This window comes from Soonwooa purpurea, assembly GCF_053891095.1.
In genome coordinates this window covers 254183-272363 of the sequence record NZ_JBSSMA010000002.1, presented here as the reverse complement: position 1 = coordinate 272363, position 18181 = coordinate 254183, and the positions used below count along the sequence as shown (strand labels likewise).

Sequence of the window (18181 nt, the reverse complement as noted above, 5' to 3'; positions counted from 1 at the left end):
TTTAACTATTCAAATAAAGAGATTCATTTTGACGCCTAAACTCACCTAGTTTAGATGTAATTTTTTTCTTATTCTTTATATAACTATATAGCTTAGAATATACTTTTTTCCCATTTTTATTATTTCTTATAAAAGCAAAAGTCCACATTAACAATACAAAACCCTTATTGCGAAATTTATATTGGTCTAATAATGGATTTAATATTCTAATCATGTGATGTCTAAATGGCCCATCAATTGGATTGAAAAATGTTTCTTGAGATTTTTTTCTATCATGGTAAATTCCTGCTGATGGGAGTATTCCTATTTTTAGATTATGGTACAAAACTCGATGGCAATAATTTTCATCTTCGCCATAATGAAAAAATTCTGGAGAAAATCCTCCTACTTTTATCAGAGTAGCAATCGGTAAAAACCAACTAGCAGCCATTACAAAATTGCAATCATAAATTTTATTTTTGAATCCACCAGTTAAGCCGTCTGATAAAAAATTAGCACACATTCTAGGTCCTACAAATTCTAAAAAATCTTCATCGATCCCATCCTCTGTTCCTGAATATTGTATTGGGCTAATTATACCGTAATCATCAAGATTTGGTAGACTTATTAATTTTTCTAATGTATCTTTTTTCAAATAAGCATCTTGATTTAAAAGAAATACAAAATCATAATTATTTTCTATAGCATATTTAAGCCCAATATTATTAGCTTGACCAAAACCTAAATTTTTTTTTGTCTCAAATAAGATAAACCTTTCGTCTTTGTATGACTTTATGACATCACAAGAAGCATCATCTGAACCATTATCAATAAAAAAAACATCTGTAGGATATGCACTTTGTTTTATAGAATCAATACAGTTATACAACCAATTATACCTTAAAGCATTATAACTAACAATTATCGTAAGAATTTTTTTATCCATTTTTTTAAACTTAATGTTATTGATTTCTTCTCTAATTTCTGGTTACTAAACTTTAAATAATCACTAAGTAACTTCTCCCTACTTATTAAAACATTAATTATCTTTTGATTTTGTAATGAATTTATTGCAGATATAATACATTTCAAAAGCTCAATTTCTTTGCTAATTCCTGACGACTTTGAAAAAAAACCACTACCTACTCTATATACACACATGCTTTTCTCAATGTATCCAATTTTTCCGAATTGGACTAAATGGAGTAACAAAAAAAAATCACCTATTTGACTACAATTGTATTTCATATTTAAATTAACTATAATATTTCGAAAAAGAATGGATGGTGTATGGATATAATTACCTTTCATTGCAAATACTTCTGGCGAATCATATCTTTCTGGAACTTTCGTCAAATAATCTTCTTTATATTTTCCTGAATTTATGTCTTTAATTTTTGCTTTATGAAAAGTTAATACAAAATCCCCATTTTTTTCTAAAAAATCAACCTGCTTTTGCAACTTCAAAGGATCTGTCCAATAATCATCACCTTCACACATAGCAATGTATTTGCCCTTTGCTCTAGAAAAATTATACCGACTTTGGATATTCCTTATACCTTGAGACCATTGGTTTTCTGTTTGCAAAATAGATTTTATTATATCTGGATATTTCTCTTGATACTCTTTGATAATTTCTTGGGTTCCGTCAGTTGAAGCATCATCGTGAATCAAAACTTCAAACTCAAAATCACATTGTTGCATCAAAAAACCATCCAAGCATTCCCTAATATAAGGCGCATGATTGAATGTAATGGAACAAATGGAAACGACAACTTTAGGATTGGTATTTTGCATTTAGGTTATATCTTTTGATAAAATTTTTGTTGTTTGCTTAATTTGCAGAGTTTCAAACCCGTTTTTTTTATAGAATTTTTGTGCATTTGCATTTTGATTTGAAACCTCTAAGTCTATCTTTTTAATAGCTGGGTTGGCTTTACTTAACTCTATAATTTTATTTAATAATTGTTGTGCTATTCCCAAATTTTGATATTCTGGTAATACGCTTATGGTTGTAACAAAAACAAAGTTTTGTTCTTCATTAATATAACAAGCTAAAAAACCGCACAAAACATGATCCTGATAACATTCAATCCTAAAGGCTTTCTCATATAGTTTTTTTGCGTATTGTTCAATATTTGTTATTATGTCCAATGCAGGCACAAAAACCGTATTCATTTTGGTAAGGTATTGAAAAATTTCTTTTTCAGTTGTCGTATTATAAACAATATCCACGTTTTATTATTTTAATTTAGAGCAGTTCATATTGGTCTAACATGAAATTAACCTCTTCTACAGAATTAAACATTAGAATATCTATTATTGATAACCATGGCACAAAATCATTATTAAATTGTTTGTACTGTATTGGTTTTGATTTAATAAAATCTAACTTGATCCCTTGTGTTATAAAATCTTCTTTTTTATATAGTGCTTGTCCTCCAATTGCATTAATATAGTGTTGTGCCTGCTCTCTCTGGCAGATATCTATTAGTCGATTCTGTCTTTCTAGCTGTCTATTTTGAAAGCTTTCAGATGCGATTTTGAAATTTGTTTTCAATTCCAAATACTGAGCTATTTGTTTTATACTTAATATAGCAAGTTCATTAATTGTATTAACATCTTGGTTAAAAACAGATTCTAATATCTGCCAAGTTTCTGAAAAAAAAGGCGCTTTTTTATAATTTTGATATAGCGTTTTCAGGAACTTTTCTCTCCAGTCTTTATAAAGTTTTTTATTAATTAGGGTTTCTTTTATCTCCACAAAAGAGTTTGCAGAGTCTAGAGGTACTGTAAATAGATACGCTTTGTTTCCTAGAAGTATGTTGTTACGATTGATCCAGCCCTGCTTAATGAAATTAACATCATCATAAAACACAAAAGTATCAACCACTTTTATCATTTGAAAATACCCAATATACGGAAAGATATAGGGTTGCATAACTGCTATTCTCATAACCTCATCTAATTTATGCTGCGTACTTTCTTTGCAGGTGTTCCCACAAAAACACTATTAGTATCATTAATATTGGATACGACATTACTCCCAATGCCAATGATATTACCTCCTACTATATCAATACTCCCACGCACACCAACATTCTGCCCGAGAAATAGGCTATCCCCCAGGTTAACAGAGCTTCCTACACACACATGTGTAGCTGTAAAAACGCTATTCCCAATATTGCTATCATGACCTATCGTTGTGTGTGCACTAAACATACAATGGTTACCGATAATTGTGTTGGCATGTATTGCACAATGCGCATAGACAACATTTCCGACCCCTAATTTAACACTTTTAGAAACAAAAGCTGATGGATGTATAAAGTTATAGTATTTATCTTCTGGTATTGCATAGGATTTAATAAGCGCTGCTCTTTCTACCATTTTATCTTCTCTATACATTTGAAAAATAAATTTAACATCATCCAAGCTTCCAAACTTTTCGTAAACATCTGTTGTTTTACAAAGTATTGGAAATCCGTTAATACTATTCCCGAAAGATTCATCATCAAAAGCAAATCCCAAAAACTCCAGTGGTTGATTGTAGCTGTATTGTGCATCATATATTGCTTCCGCAACATTAACCGCAGTCCCTTTACCACCTAATATTATTATTTTGGTTGTGTTCATAATTAACCTTAAGCTTTTTTTTGTGCGGGTATGCCAATATAGGTAGAATTTTCTTCGCAATTTTTATTAACAAAACTCATTGCACCAATTATGACATTATCTTGAATTTCAATACCATGTTGTAAAACTGCATTGGTTCCAATAAAACAGTTCTTACCAACCTTAGCACCACCAACCTGATGTCCATCTGTATCTAAATTATTAGTCATAACTCGTGGACAAACATAAGTGTTGTCTCCAAACTCACATCCTCTTGCAATAATTGTATCATAGCGTAAGGTAACATTATTACCTATTTTACAGTTACCAGAACTAGAAACCCTAGAATCTATTATACAATTTTCACCAATTACAGTATCAGAGCGTAATTCCACATAATCCTTTATTACAGTATTATTTCCTATTTCTACGCCTCCATGTATGACGCAAAAATTTCCAATAATAACATTCTCACCCAAGACAGCTTCTGGATCGATTATTGAAAACTTTCCGACTCTAGTTCCATTATTATTCTCGTCGCTATTCATAATTTTAATGTTTAAATAATAGATTATTAATCAAATTAGAAACTCGTTCTACTTCCTCATTCCTCAGACCATAATACAGGGGCAAACACAGCACCCTTTTGGCAATATCCTCTGTAACTGGCATCTCCGTTTTTTCTAAATAAGGAAGTGCCGACGCTAAGCTCGGATAAAAATATCTGCGGGTATGGATCTCTTCTTTTTCCAATCCAGATTTGACTTTTAAAAGCATTTCTTCTGATTTTAAAAGAATCGGATAATAGGCGTAATTTATTGAAGCTTCTGTATGCCAAACTGGTTTAGAAATCGCTTCATTTCGCAGAAATACATCGTAGAATTCGCTTATTTTTTTTCGATTATTATGTATTTTTTCTATATGATTCAAATTGGTTAATCCCATGGCGGCATGAAATTCTGAATTCTTGCCATTGATTCCCAATTCGGCAAAGCTATCAAAACCCGAAATCCCAAAATTACGGATGTATTTTAGTTTTTGGTTAAGTGCTTCATTATTGCAAATTACCAAACCACCTTCTACACTATGATAAAGTTTGGTGGCATGCAGACTACAGGTTGAAATATCGCCATACTCAAAAATGGATTTGCCGTTGACCTCGACGCCAAAAGCATGTGCGCCATCATAGATTACTTTAAGATTATGCTTTTTGGCAATCTTTTCGATAGCTTCAACATCGCAAGGATTCCCATAGACGTGCGTCGCCAAGATGGCGGAAGTTTTATCGGTAATGGCAGCTTCTATTTTAGTAGGATCAATGTTTAAAGATTGGGAATCAATATCCACAAAGACGGGTGTACAAGCTTCCCAAACAATACTGGAAGTCGTAGCTACAAAGGAAAATGGCGTGGTGATGATTTCGCCATTTAACTGTAATGCCTTTATCGCCATTTGTAATGCAACGGTTCCGTTTGTCACATACAGCAAATGTTTGACTTTTAAATAGGCTTTCAACTCCATCTCCAGTTCACTCGCTAAAGGTCCCATATTGGTTAACCACTCGCGCTGCCAAATACCTTTTAAATATTGCTGATATTCTTCTATAGGTGGTAAAAAAGGTTTAGTAACAGGTATCATTTTTTTATAAGTTCTTTGAGGTATGAGATTTCTTTGAATCGGAATAAATAACTTAGACCCAAATATAACGAAAAATAGACCACTATCGTGATGAGCAAAATGGAAATATCATACATATTCATTAATAAATAATGATACAACACATAACATATGAGCCCACAAAAACAAGCCAAAATAATACTCGGCAAAAGATCTCTACATTGTATCCACATCGTATAATTAAGAAACTTACCTGTATAATGGGTGTTGATAAACAAAGCCAAAATCGAGTTGACAACCTGCCCCCACAAAAGTCCATAGATACCGAACTTCAAAGCAATTACAACCGTAACAACAGTTAATATTTTCTTAGCAATTTCCAATTTCAAAAACAAATCAGATCTTCCTTTAACTTGTAAAATATTAAGATTATAAGCATGAATGGGAAACAATATTCCAGCAATGGATAATATTTGAAAATAAGGAACGGCTGGCAACCATTTGTCAGTTAACAACACACTTATAATAGGTTCTGCAGCAACAACCATATAGATTAATACTGGTGCTACAACAAAAATAACAACCTTGAGTAGCTTTTGATAGACACGTTGCAACTGTTCGTTGTCGTGACTTATTTTTGCAAATAGTGGAAAAGTTACTTTATTAAGGGCTGTAGAAAGATTGCTAACAGGTAGCTGTTTAAGACTGTCTGCTCGATTATAATAACCCAACTGTTGCACAGAAAACATTTTTCCTATTATGACTGTATAGACATTTATAAATAGAATATTAAGCAGTCCAGATAACATCATCTTATAGCCAAAGTCAAAATGATATTTAAACTTTTTAATGTTAAATATTAACTTTGGACGCCAACTGCTATAAAACCAATGTTGCAAGGTAAAGACTGTACTTTGTAAGATTGCCGAATATACCAAAGACCATACCCCATACCCCATATAGGCTAAGGCAACGCCTGACACCCCACCAACAACTAAAGAAGGCAGTTGGATTTTAAAAGCGGTTTTAAAATTCAGTTCTTTCACAAAATGCATTTTTTGTACACTTACAAATGCATTTATAATAAGAATGATACAGTAGCTCCGGATAATATCCGTAAGAGCGGGGACTTTATAAAAACTGGATATATAAGGTGCTATAATATATACCAAGCCGTACATAACAAGACTTGTAATAATATTGAATATAAAAACGGTGGAATAGTCTTCTTCATTAACATTCTTAGATCTTATCAGACTAGATGCCATCCCACTATCAATAAATGTGGACGCAACTCCCATAACCACCCCAAACAAAGCTATTAGACCAAAATCCTCAGGTGTTAATAATCTTGCTAAAATTATGCTGATACCAAAACTGATAAGCCGTGTTCCAAACTGCTCTGCAAATGTCCATACAATCCCTGAACGTGCCTGTTGCTTTAACGACATTTACTACCCCCTTTTCAAAATTCTTCCGATTATACCTGTTCTTTTCGATTCCATATTATAATACCCATAACCATACTTATTCCCATAACGGGAAAACTCTGGCTTTACGCTATTGAGTACAAAAGAGAGCTTGTCAATATGATGCTCTTTTCTAAAATCATCAGCAAAATGCATCATTCTCTTTTCTGTATAACCCGCTTTAGCAACATACAAAATGACATCCGACAAATCAACAATATGGATAGTGTCCGACACCAGCATAACGGGAGCAGAGTCTAGGATGATGTATTGATAATGTACCTTTAGTGTATGAATCATCTCATCAAACTTAGCCATATCCAACAAGTCATTAGGATTAGGGGCTTTGGCACCACTAAACATCACATCCAAATGCTCCGATAAGCCAGAAGAGAAAATATATGCATCAGCTTGTGCATCATTCGAGATAAGATAATCCGTTAATCCCAATTTTTGTCTCGGTACAAAACGATGCAACTGGGGATTCCTTATATCTGCCCCTATAATCAACACCTTAGAATTACCTGCCAGACTCATCGCCAGATTCATAGATAGCGTAGTCTTGCCCTCCCCTTTTACCGAGGAAGTAACAAGGATAACAGCAGCATCATCCGTCGTTTTTTTAGTCTTTAAAATATACTTTAGGTTAGAAGATAATATTCTAAAAGATTCAGCAAACATGGAGAAATCATTAGCACCTACCAAAACCGCATCGGCCTTACTCTCGGGTATTTCACCAATCAAGGTGGCATTATCCACAAGATTAAGTATATCGGCCTTGCTATACACCTTAGTATCCATTAAGCGTCGCACAACCACAAAGCCTAGCGCCAAGACAAAACCCAGCAAGGTAGAACCCCAGATAATCAACTGTCCCTTTGGCGCCACAACACCAGAGGTATAGGGCGGATTGATAACCTTCGCCTTAGGCAATGCCACGGCTAGGTTAATGGCATTTTCTTCTCGTTTTTGCAACAAAAAGAGATACAAGGCTTCTTTTAAATTTTGTTGACGGTCAATACTTCGGAAAACTTTCTCCTGCGTAGGATAACGGTCAATCTTGCCTTTATCCTGGTTGATATCACCCTGCAAACGAGAGATATTATCTTGCAAACTACGACGCACATCGGCAAGATTCCCACGGATAGCATCCTTCAAAATACCAATCTGCTTGTTCATCTCGATAACGGCAGGATTGGCATTAGTTGCCTGTTTTAGCACACGATTGCGCGTAAGCACCAAGTCATTATATTGGCTAATCTGCGCATCGATAGCACCCGACAAACCCAAACCAGTAGGCAAAAGGCTTTGGCTTCCTGCATTGGCCAATTGGTAAACAGAACTTACCAAATCCAACTGTGTAGCATAACCCAAAACTTCTTTGGTATTAGCATTGACATTCGTAAGGGCAAGCTGTGCCTGCGTAGCGAGATCCGTAATTTGGTAGTCGCGCTTGACACCTTCTTTTTGATTTTCAATGCCTGCTAACTCATCAGTGATAATCTGCAAACGTCTATCAATAAAATCTCCTGTAAACTGTGCTTCTTGATTTTTATCTTTTATACCTTCATCATTATAAACTTTTACAAGTTCAGCCAAGATCGCTTCAGATTTCTTATAAGTAGGACTCACCATGTTGATATCCATCAACAGGCTTTTGTAAATACTAACATTGAGAGCCCCTTCTAATCCCGAAACAACATATTTAGGATTCGTGAAGACGACTTTGATATGATGAACAGCCTGCGAAATCGGCCGCTTTTCAAAAATAACACTTCCAAATCCTAAATCAACCAAGCTACCAAACTGATACGTCTTAAGATGGCTGCCATCTACTGAGGATAAGCTAAAACTATTCCCCGTACCAGAATCCAAAATAAAACTAGCACCCCCAAATTTATCAGGATTCTTTAGACTAACAACCTCTGCGCGTATGGGTAACTCATCATAATATTCAACCTCCTTAATTTTTCCAACAGAATAGTATTTAACATTAAGATTGAGGTTTTTAACGACTTGCCCCAAGATAGGTTTCGAAACCATAACAACAGTTTCAGCGTCCAACTCATCATTAGAAACGCCAACACCCAGATTCTTAAGATCATTAAGAGCCTGCGTGGAAGCTTTAGAGGAAGCCTGCTCAAATTTTAAAGTAGTCTTGCTAAAATATTGCGGCTGTGCATAGCGCATGTAGATCTTGGCACCAGCATAAAACAATAAAGGTAGAACAATAAACAAAGGCCAAAACTTTAATGCCTTACGGAACTCCTTTTCTAGGTCTAGTCTATGTTTAGTTTGTTTCGTTTGCGTATCCAATAACTCCATGACGCTTATTTAAATCTAATGAGTAAACCAATGGTTGCAAGTAATATAGCACCAATCTGAAAATACAAACCTTTGTTAGGATTGTTATTAGCAATAATCTGCTTATTCTTATCCGGCTCAACATAAACAATATCATTTTGTTGAAGATAATAATACGGCGAATTAACGATATTAGATTCAGACAAGTTCAGAGCAACAACCTCATCTTTTTTTAAGGCCTCAGAATAACGGATGAGCTTAACATTGGTACGGTCACCACCATCGGTCATATCGCCTGCCAAAGCGAGTGCTTGGAAAATAGTAAGACGCTCTGTACTGCTCGTCTTTTGACCTGGGCTTTTCACCTCTCCAAGAATGCTAACATTGAAGTTAACCAGCTTTATGCTGACCAGCGGATCGGTAAGATAGGTTTTTAAACGGCTTTCAAGATCGGTTTTTAATTGTTGCTTGGTCATGCCTTTACAGAAAACCTGCCCCAGAACGGGCATCGTAATAAAACCATCTGCACTTACGACATATTCATTAGCCTTGGCAATACCTCCTGTGGATTTATCAACACCACTATTGGTCTGCTCCATCGTACTAAGGTTAAAAGGCTTCACAGCAATATCATCGTAGGCAGACACCAGAATATCCAAAACATCACCTTCTTGGAGGCGCAGTCCATGATAGCGCGCTTCGGAAACCTCTTGTTCAAAATTATGATTCTTCATATAAACCATATTCTCTTTTGGCTTACACGAAACAACAACACCGAACGCCACGATAAGCATCCAAAATAAGACCCTTTGTACCTTCTTCATTCCAAATTTCTGATTAAAAGCTGATTATTCAGTTTTAATATAATAATTAACGCCGATACCTAATAGTCGATTATAAGTATTAGACTTATGGGTATAGTCTGGATAAACTTTGCTGAAGCCTCTGTCAAAACGGATAAAAGCTTCCATCTTGTCGGAAAGTTTCAAACCTGCTCCTACAGAAAATCCAAATCCAAACTTATTAATCTTCTTTTCTTGATCAACAAACATAGGATAAACTTCTGGACCCTTGCGATCATGCGACACAAGATACTCCAAACGTGGACCCGCTATAAGAAACACGTCACGCTTCATATTACCTTTATGAAAAAAGTATTTGATATAAATAGGCAAGCCGATATAATGATTAGGAAATTGCTGCTTACCCTGCTCAGGTTCTGCATTTTCTCCTTGCATACTAAACTCCAACTGAGGCATTAAATAAAGCCAGGCAGAGTCAAAAACATCATTCTCCACCAAAGCAAATTGAGCAAAAACGCCGCCACCGCCCCCCCAGGAAGGCTTAGAAACATCATGAATATTTACAATACTACTCTTATGAATATTCCCTGTAACACCCATTTTAAAATTTTGGGCTGACAACATTCCTATACAAAACAAAAAAAGTATCCCTACAACTCTTTTCATAGTTTATTTCTTAATTATTTGACGAAAGTAAGAATTTTTTCGCGAATATAAACTAATAATTTTTCATATCCCTCATTTCCCATGCCCTCTCAAGCACCTCCCATACGCATGATTCCGCAATATCTCACCCAAGAATTTTTAACATAATTTTTTTAGAATCGGATATCCCGCAGTGTCCACAAACACACGCCCCAATCTCCCGTCTCCAATCCCCAATCCCCAGTTTCCAATCTCCAATCTCCAATCCCCAGTCCCCAGTCCCCAGTCTCCAATCTCCAATCCCCAATCTCCAATCTCCAATCTCCAATCTCCCGTCTCCAATCTCCAATCTCCAATCCCCAGTCTCCAATCTCTAGTCTCCCGTCTCCAATCTCTAGTCTCCCGTCTCCAATCCCTAACTCTTACTTTTAAACTGATTGATTGCATTCACCGTAAACGCTGACAATACCAATTGTCCACTAACAGCAGCACGTTCCGTCAAAAGCTGATCCCAATGTTCTGTCCCTTTCCAGAAGATTTCTTTTAGTTGGAACATGGCTTGGGGATTAGACTTAGCTAATTTATTTGCTAGAATTTCAATTTCGGCATCCATTTCTTCAGTTGTTTCGTACACGTCTTGGAACATATTTTTCTCGCGCGCCCACTCCGCCGAATAAAACTCAGTGGCATTGATTGCTAACTGAGCAAAAGCGGCCGTTCCGATTTTCTTTTCTACAACAGGACCGATGACGAAAGGGCCAATCCCGACTGCTAATTCGCTGAGCTTAACCGCGGCATTTTCTGTAGCAAAGGTATAGTCCGCAGCGCAGGCAATACCAACGCCACCACCTACGGCTTTGCCATGAATCCTTGCGATAATCAGCTTTGGCGATTTTCGCATCGCATTGATAACATTGGAGAATCCTGAGAAAAATGCTTTCCCTGTTTCGAAATCTTTGATTGAGATTAACTCATCAAAAGATGCACCTGCGCAGAAAGCCTTTTCACCAAAGCTTTTTAAAACAATGACGTTGACCTCTTTATCTTTTCCTAAATTGTCAATTTCCTCAGCCAAACTTCTAAGTTGGCTTCCTGGCATTGAGTTGCTTTGTGGATGGAAGAACTCGATGCTTCCAACTCCATTTTCTATATGTGATTTTACGTATGCTTCCATAATTTAGTTTGAATTTTTAATTGACTGACAACTTTTGCAGCCCGGCCTGAGTGGAGCTCTTTTTGTGTAGCAAAGCGGAACAAAAAAGCGGGAACGGAGGACGGAAATAGCTGCCCAAAAAATTAGTCTTGATGTAACATTTTTACCATGGTTAAAATTGTAGCGATAGCAACGGTTTCGCCAGTCTCGTCATAGATATCGACCAACCAACGTACAATGCCTTTCGCCACGTCGTTTTCGTCCTTTTTCTCTTGTGTAATTTTTTCTTTACAAGTGAAACGAACGCCAATTGTAGAACCTGGATAAACGGGCTTTACAAAACGACATTCGTCCAATCCGTAGTTTAATAATACGGGACCTTTCTTGGCTTGAACAAATAAGCCCGCCGCTTTTGACAACAGATAATAGCCATGTGCCACATTGCGCTCGAAGATGGTACCTTCCAAAGATGTCGCATCCACGTGTGCGTAAAAATTATCACCAGACAAGGCCGCAAAAGCATTGATATCCGATTGTTGAAGTGTATGTTTTGCGGTAATTAGAGTATCACCGACTTTTATTTCTTCGAAATATTTAGCGAAAGGATGTTTGTCATCTTCGATATAATCCGCGCCGTATTGGTATTGTTGCGTAATCGACGTCAACTTGTTAGGAGAACCTTGCACCGCTGTACGTTGCATATAATGCATCACACCACGCTTACCGCCCATTTCTTCGCCGCCACCTGCGCGACCTGGACCACCATGAACCAATAAAGGCAATGGCGAACCGTGACCTGTAGATTCTTTGATACACTCGGCATCCAAAACAACAATACGTCCATGAAGTGATCCTGCATTCAACACAAATTCTGTTGCGATATCGTTATCCGAAGTAACTATTGAACATACCAATGAGCCTTTACCCATACGAACTAATTCAACCGCTTCAGCCATTCCGTTGTAAGGAATAATGGTAGAAACTGGGCCAAATGCTTCGATATTGTGAACATCAGTTTTATTGAATGGATCCTTGTTTAAAAATAAAATAGGTGAAATAAAAGAACCTTTGTTTTTATCCGCTCCTTTCACTTCGAAATTATCTAAGTTTCCGAAAACAATCTCTTGAGATTTTGCGAGTTCTTCAACTTTCTCACGAACTTCTTTAACTTGCGCAGCACCAGCTAACGCACCCATACGGACACCTTCAACATTGGGATCTCCAATAGTTGTCGTTGCTAAACGTTGCCCTAAAGCGATCTGAACGTCTTCTACCAAATTAGCTGGAACAATAGCACGACGCACCGCTGTACATTTTTGACCCGCTTTGGTGGTCATTTCGCGCGTTACTTCTTTAATGAAAATATCAAATTCTACAGAACCAGGCTTCACATCTTCGCCAAGAACACAAGCATTAAGAGAATCGGCTTCCAAGTTGAAAGGAACACCTTCCGAAGTAATTCTTGGATGCGCTTTTAACATTTGACCTGTCGAAGCAGAACCTGTAAACGTTACCACATCTTCGGACTCAACACATTCTAAAATTCCGTTAGCCGAACCTGTAATTAATTGCAGCGCACCTTCTGGAAGAATGTTAGATTCGATGATCGCGCGCACAACGGCTTCCGTTAAAAAGGAAGTGATGGTTGCGGGTTTAACAATCGCTGGAACGCCTGCTAAAAAGTTAACCGCAATTTTTTCTAACATGCCCCAAACTGGAAAATTGAATGCATTGATATGAATGGCAACACCGCGCTTAGGGGTCATAATATGTGTCCCGATAAACGTTCCGTTCTTGGATAACTTATGCGTTTCTCCTTCTACATAAAAAGGCTGATCGCCAAACTGACGGCGCAAAGAGGCATTGGCAAAAAGGTTACCAATACCGCCTTCGATGTCCACCCAAGAATCTGCACGCGTTGCTCCTGTTGCCCAAGAAATGCTATAAAACTCTTCCTTGCGCTCCATAAGATACAATGCCAATTTCTTTAGCATTAAACCTCTTTCTTGAAACGTCATTTTACGCAATTTTGGCCCACCAACTTGACGTGCATAATCCATCATCGCACCGAAATCCAATCCTGCCGATGAAGCGGTTGCAATCTCATCTCCTGTAATGGCGTTATATAACATCTGCCCTTCGGAAGACCCTTTGGTCCATTGCCCTAAAGCATAATTTTTTAGTTGCATCATTTTATATAGATTTTTTTAGACAATTAGATAATAGACCGATAGATGATAAACTTTACTGATGTCTCTTTTCTATTCGTCTGATTTAAACTTTTTCAATAATTACGGCGAAACCTTGTCCAAGACCTACACACATCGTTGCCAAAGCATATTTTTTATTTTGGTTATGAAGTTCATACATTGCCGAGTTTAGGATTCTTGCGCCACTCATCCCTAGTGGATGTCCTAGTGCAATCGCACCGCCATTGGGGTTGATGCGCGGATCATCATCGGCAAGTCCCCAAGCTCTGATGCATGCTAAACCTTGTGCGGCAAAAGCTTCATTCAGTTCAATAATATCAATATCATTAAAACTAAGACCAGCTTTTTTCAATGCTAATTCTGCGGCTTTCACAGGGCCAATCCCCATGATTCTTGGTTCTACACCGACCACAGCACTTGACACAATTCTGGCTTTGGGCGTTAAATTAAATTCTTTAATCGCTTGTTCTGAAGCCAAAAGATTAACTGCTGCACCGTCATTAAGTCCAGAAGCATTACCTGCCGTAACCGTTCCATCTTTTTTGAAAGCTGTTCTCAATTTAGCAAGACCTTCTAAAGTGGTATCGTTTTTAGCAAATTCATCTTTACTAAAAATAAGATCATCACCTTTTCTTTGTGGAATATTAACAGCAACAATCTCTTGTGCCAATCTCCCATTCTCTTGTGCTGCCTTGGTTTTCATTTGAGAATTAAAGGCAAATAGATCTTGATCTTCACGCGAAATATTATCACGTGCTGCCAGATTTTCTGCTGTTTCGCCCATGGCATCTACACCATACATTTCTTTCATTTTGGGGTTGACAAATCGCCACCCGAAAGTTGTGTCATAAATTTTAGCATCGCCACCAAAAGGGTTTTCGGATTTTGAAATAACCAAAGGCCCACGCGTCATATTTTCCACGCCGCCAGAAATCATCAAATCGGCATCACCAACCTGAATAGCTCTCGAAGCATTAATCGCTGCAGACAATCCAGAAGCACAAAGTCGGTTCACCGTCTCGCCAGGAACATGATAATCCAAACCCGATAGTAATCCCGCCATTCTTGCGACGTTTCTGTTATCTTCGCCAGCTTGATTGGCGCAACCTAAAACAACATCATAAATCCTCTTTTGGTCGATATTTGGATTACGTTCCAACAATTTTTTCATAACAAAAGCAGCCATATCGTCTGGGCGCATCCCAGATAAGCTTCCTTTTAGTTTTCCAATTGGTGTACGAACACCATCAATTAGATATACTTGATTCATTTTTTTAGATATTAGACATCAGATTTTAGATTTAATATTTGAATCTGAATCATTAAAATTAATTATAAAAATTTTTGTTTTCTTTTACCAAACGACGGATAACTGGACTGCATCGGTAACGGTCTTCGTGGTATAAATTATACAAAGCATCCAATTCTTTTTCTAAGTTTTCTAAACCAAATTCGTCTGCCCAAGCCAAAAGACCTTTCGGGTAGTTAACGCCTTTGGTCATCGCTATATCAATATCTTTTGCTGAAGCAATATTCAGAAAATAAGCATCGGCCGCTTCGTTCATCAACATCAAAAGAATTCTTTTAAAGATACTTTCCAATAAAGCAGAATCTGTAGTAGGCTGCGGCTGAATGGCATTTTCCGAATAGTCATAAAAGCCACGTCCCGATTTTCTTCCATAAAAACCAGCTTCAAACAAACGTTTTTGAGTAAATGAAGGTTTGAATTTTGGATCATAGAAAAATTCTTTGAAAACACTTTCGGTTACACGATAATTAACATCGTGCCCAATAAAATCCATCAACTGAAAAGGTCCCATCCTGAATCCTCCAAGACTGGTCATTGCAAAATCGATCGTCGCACAATCCGCAACGCCTTCTTCCAAGATTCGGATTGCTTCGCCGTAGAAAGGTCTGGCTACACGGTTGACAATAAAACCAGGCGTGTCTTTCGCTATTGCAGGCAGTTTTTTCCAAGTTTCGACTAATTCTTTCGTTTTTAAAACCAAATCAGAGTCCGTTTGCACAGCCGGGATAATTTCGACCAAAGCCATCAAAGGTGCTGGATTAAAAAAATGAATCCCAATCACACGACGAGGATTCTGGCAAGATGCCGCTATAGAAGCCATGGATAAAGAAGAGGTATTACTCGCCAAGATACAATCCTGACTTACCAAAGCTTCTAATTTTTGAAACAACTCTTTTTTAATCTCAAGATCTTCGATAATGGCTTCAATAATAAGTTCGGAATTCGCCAAATCTTTCAGCTCATTAACCAAACGGATATTATTAAAATAAATGCCAGCCTCTTCATAAGACATTTTGCCTTTTTGGGCTAGCTTTTGGAAAGTCGCTTCAAGATTGGCACCTGCTTTTTCTAATGCAAGGGGATTGCTATCATAAAGAGAAACCTGGTTACCTGCACTGGCAATAACTTGCGCAATTCCGCTTCCCATAGCACCACTTCCTACAATTCCTATTTTCATTCTTTAGATATTAGATGTTAGACATCAGATATTAGATTTTTATTTGTTTAATTTTTAACGCAAAGAGCGCAAAGTTTTCATTGTCAAATTAATTTATCAACACATCGTCAAACTGAGTTAATGACATTTGAAATAATCAAAAGGTTCTCGACAATCTTCGCATTGATACAAAGCTTTGCAAGCTGTTGACCCAAACTGACTAATCAAAGATGTATGCGTGGATCCGCAATGTGGGCAAGCGACCTCATCGGGCTTTGCAAACAAATCATCTTGATTGGTTTTGGAATATACAGGCGGTGCAATACCATAAGCTTTCAGCTTCTCTTTGGCTTCATCGGTCATCCAAGCTGTCGTCCACGCAGGACTCAATCGGTTGGTGATTTTTATGTTTTTAAAGCCCTTTTCAGCAAGCTTTAATCGAATAGACATGTTAATCATAGATGTTGCTGGACAACCAGAATAGGTTGGCGTTACAACAACCTCGACGTCTGCACCATCCCAAATAACATCACGAACAATTCCCAAATCTAATATATTGAGAACAGGCACTTCAGGATCTTGTACTTCTCCTAAATATTGCCAAATATCTTGTTCTGTGATTGTCATTTCTTGTTTAATTATGTTTACGAATCTACTCCGATGGGGTTCAATAAGTTTACCATTCCATCCCTGGGTACATGCGTTGCATATATTGCATTTCGGCCAATATATATCCCAAAGCTTCGGTATGTTCACCATTTTTGCCCCCTGTTAACACGCGGGATTTTGAAACATCAACAGATAAAGTCGCTTCATCTAAAACCGCATTAACGCGAGTCATCCATTTCTCTTGCAATAAGCGAATATCTGGTATTTGCCCAGCTTCTATCAATTCTAGCTCCCAAGAGGTTGGGATAAACATTTCGTCTGTATAATCGATAAAGTCCTGAACCGACTTCTGAATTTTCGCATGACTTTCTTCGGTGCCATCTCCAAGACGAATGACCCATTCGCCACTCCATTTGGCATGATAAGTTGCTTCTTTAAGAGATTTTTCGGCGATAGAAGCTATATTAATATCTGATGAATTCTTCAACTCACTTAGCAACAAAACATGGTAAACATCAAAATAGAACTGACGTGCAATAGTATCACCGAAATGGCCATTAGGCCGTTCTACTAACAATAGATTTCTAAATTCTCTTTCGTTGCGGAGAAAAGCCAAATCATCTTCGGTCTTTCCTTCTCCTTGAAGTTCTGCCGCATATTGGTAATAATGAGAAGCTTCTCCCAAAAGATCCAAAGCGATATTGGACAAAGCAATATCTTGCTCCAATACGGGACCTTTGCCACACCACTCTGACAGACGTTGTCCCAAAATCATGCTGGTGTCTGCAAGCTGTAGCAGGTAAGCAATTGTATTATTATTTGTTGTCATTTATACTTAATTTTTGTTATCAAATCAGCAGTAGATTTGAAGCACGTGTGAAGTTCGTCCAAAGTACGTGTGAAATTGAGCAAGGCTAGACGTACTTTTTTAAAGCCTTACTCATGCAGGTTTGCAAAGACTCTTTTTACATATTTTTGATTTCCTCCGGAACGTGATAAAAAGTCGGATGTCTGTAGACTTTATCTTCCGAGGGTTCATAAAAAGCGCCAGCATCGTCTGGACTAGAAGCCGTAATATGCTTGGACTCTACCACCCAAATACTTACGCCTTCCAATCGTCTTGTGTAGACATCTCTTGCGTTCTGGATAGCCATCTCCGCATCTGCAGCATGAAGACTTCCTACGTGTTTGTGATCTAAACCTTGGCGGCTTCTAATGAAAACTTCCCAAAGTGGCCATTCTTTATTTTGCATAATATTGTTAGATTTGAGACAAAAAGATTAGAGATAATAGACTTTAATCTTTGTACTTA

General features: G+C 37.3%; 19 protein-coding genes. All 19 read right to left on the bottom strand.

Annotated elements, in window-relative coordinates; all coding sequences use genetic code 11:
- Position 1: 1 nt before the first annotated feature.
- A complete protein-coding gene (locus ACVFVN_RS03075) occupies positions 2 to 925 on the bottom strand; it encodes a glycosyltransferase family 2 protein (RefSeq protein WP_456234127.1) in 924 nt (307 codons plus the stop codon).
- Positions 901 to 1776, bottom strand: coding sequence for a glycosyltransferase family 2 protein (locus ACVFVN_RS03070; RefSeq protein WP_456234126.1), 876 nt, complete (start codon positions 1774 to 1776; stop codon positions 901 to 903). The genes ACVFVN_RS03075 and ACVFVN_RS03070 overlap by 25 nt, the downstream gene beginning before the upstream one ends.
- Positions 1777 to 2214, bottom strand: a complete 438-nt coding sequence (locus ACVFVN_RS03065) for a GNAT family N-acetyltransferase (RefSeq protein WP_456234125.1) — start codon at positions 2212 to 2214, stop codon at positions 1777 to 1779. It lies immediately after the preceding gene.
- A gap of 16 nt (positions 2215 to 2230) precedes the next feature.
- On the bottom strand, positions 2231 to 2935 hold the full coding sequence (locus ACVFVN_RS03060; protein ID WP_374330140.1) for a WbqC family protein: 705 nt from the start codon (positions 2933 to 2935) through the stop codon (positions 2231 to 2233).
- 8 nt (positions 2936 to 2943) lie between these two features.
- Positions 2944 to 3615 (bottom strand): LbetaH domain-containing protein, encoded by a 672-nt coding sequence (locus ACVFVN_RS03055; RefSeq protein WP_374330142.1) that lies wholly within the window; start codon positions 3613 to 3615, stop codon positions 2944 to 2946.
- Between the two features lie 8 nt (positions 3616 to 3623).
- The gene (locus ACVFVN_RS03050; protein WP_456234124.1) at positions 3624 to 4142 is read right to left on the bottom strand and encodes a DapH/DapD/GlmU-related protein; all 519 of its coding nucleotides are present in this window, start codon (positions 4140 to 4142) and stop codon (positions 3624 to 3626) included.
- A 4-nt stretch (positions 4143 to 4146) separates the two neighbouring features.
- A complete protein-coding gene (locus ACVFVN_RS03045; protein WP_456234123.1) occupies positions 4147 to 5232 on the bottom strand; it encodes a DegT/DnrJ/EryC1/StrS family aminotransferase in 1086 nt (361 codons plus the stop codon).
- Positions 5229 to 6662 carry a lipopolysaccharide biosynthesis protein gene (locus ACVFVN_RS03040; protein WP_456234122.1) on the bottom strand — a complete coding sequence of 478 codons (1434 nt, stop codon included), beginning with the start codon at positions 6660 to 6662 and terminating at the stop codon, positions 5229 to 5231. The genes ACVFVN_RS03045 and ACVFVN_RS03040 overlap by 4 nt, the downstream gene beginning before the upstream one ends.
- 3 nt (positions 6663 to 6665) lie before the next feature.
- Positions 6666 to 9005 (bottom strand): GumC family protein, encoded by a 2340-nt coding sequence (locus ACVFVN_RS03035; protein ID WP_456234121.1) that lies wholly within the window; start codon positions 9003 to 9005, stop codon positions 6666 to 6668.
- A gap of 5 nt (positions 9006 to 9010) precedes the next feature.
- A complete protein-coding gene (locus tag ACVFVN_RS03030) occupies positions 9011 to 9808 on the bottom strand; it encodes a polysaccharide biosynthesis/export family protein (RefSeq protein ID WP_456234120.1) in 798 nt (265 codons plus the stop codon).
- 24 nt (positions 9809 to 9832) lie between these two features.
- Entirely contained in the window at positions 9833 to 10453 is a 621-nt protein-coding gene (locus tag ACVFVN_RS03025) for an outer membrane beta-barrel protein (RefSeq protein ID WP_456234119.1), read from the bottom strand.
- Between the two features lie 138 nt (positions 10454 to 10591).
- The gene (locus tag ACVFVN_RS03020) at positions 10592 to 10774 is read right to left on the bottom strand and encodes a hypothetical protein (protein WP_456234118.1); all 183 of its coding nucleotides are present in this window, start codon (positions 10772 to 10774) and stop codon (positions 10592 to 10594) included.
- 73 nt (positions 10775 to 10847) lie between these two features.
- The gene (locus ACVFVN_RS03015; protein WP_456234117.1) at positions 10848 to 11606 is read right to left on the bottom strand and encodes an enoyl-CoA hydratase/isomerase family protein; all 759 of its coding nucleotides are present in this window, start codon (positions 11604 to 11606) and stop codon (positions 10848 to 10850) included.
- 122 nt (positions 11607 to 11728) lie between these two features.
- Positions 11729 to 13777 (bottom strand): phenylacetic acid degradation bifunctional protein PaaZ, encoded by a 2049-nt coding sequence (gene paaZ, locus ACVFVN_RS03010; RefSeq protein WP_456234116.1) that lies wholly within the window; start codon positions 13775 to 13777, stop codon positions 11729 to 11731.
- Between the two features lie 82 nt (positions 13778 to 13859).
- The gene (gene pcaF, locus ACVFVN_RS03005; RefSeq protein WP_456234115.1) at positions 13860 to 15065 is read right to left on the bottom strand and encodes a 3-oxoadipyl-CoA thiolase; all 1206 of its coding nucleotides are present in this window, start codon (positions 15063 to 15065) and stop codon (positions 13860 to 13862) included.
- Between the two features lie 58 nt (positions 15066 to 15123).
- On the bottom strand, positions 15124 to 16281 hold the full coding sequence (locus ACVFVN_RS03000; RefSeq protein ID WP_456234114.1) for a 3-hydroxyacyl-CoA dehydrogenase NAD-binding domain-containing protein: 1158 nt from the start codon (positions 16279 to 16281) through the stop codon (positions 15124 to 15126).
- A 117-nt stretch (positions 16282 to 16398) separates the two neighbouring features.
- On the bottom strand, positions 16399 to 16887 hold the full coding sequence (gene paaD / locus ACVFVN_RS02995) for a 1,2-phenylacetyl-CoA epoxidase subunit PaaD (protein ID WP_456234113.1): 489 nt from the start codon (positions 16885 to 16887) through the stop codon (positions 16399 to 16401).
- 49 nt (positions 16888 to 16936) lie between these two features.
- Entirely contained in the window at positions 16937 to 17698 is a 762-nt protein-coding gene (gene paaC, locus ACVFVN_RS02990) for a 1,2-phenylacetyl-CoA epoxidase subunit PaaC (RefSeq protein WP_456234112.1), read from the bottom strand.
- Positions 17699 to 17834: 136 nt separating this feature from the next.
- Positions 17835 to 18122 carry a 1,2-phenylacetyl-CoA epoxidase subunit PaaB gene (gene paaB / locus ACVFVN_RS02985; protein WP_165135801.1) on the bottom strand — a complete coding sequence of 96 codons (288 nt, stop codon included), beginning with the start codon at positions 18120 to 18122 and terminating at the stop codon, positions 17835 to 17837.
- Positions 18123 to 18181: the final 59 nt, after the last annotated feature.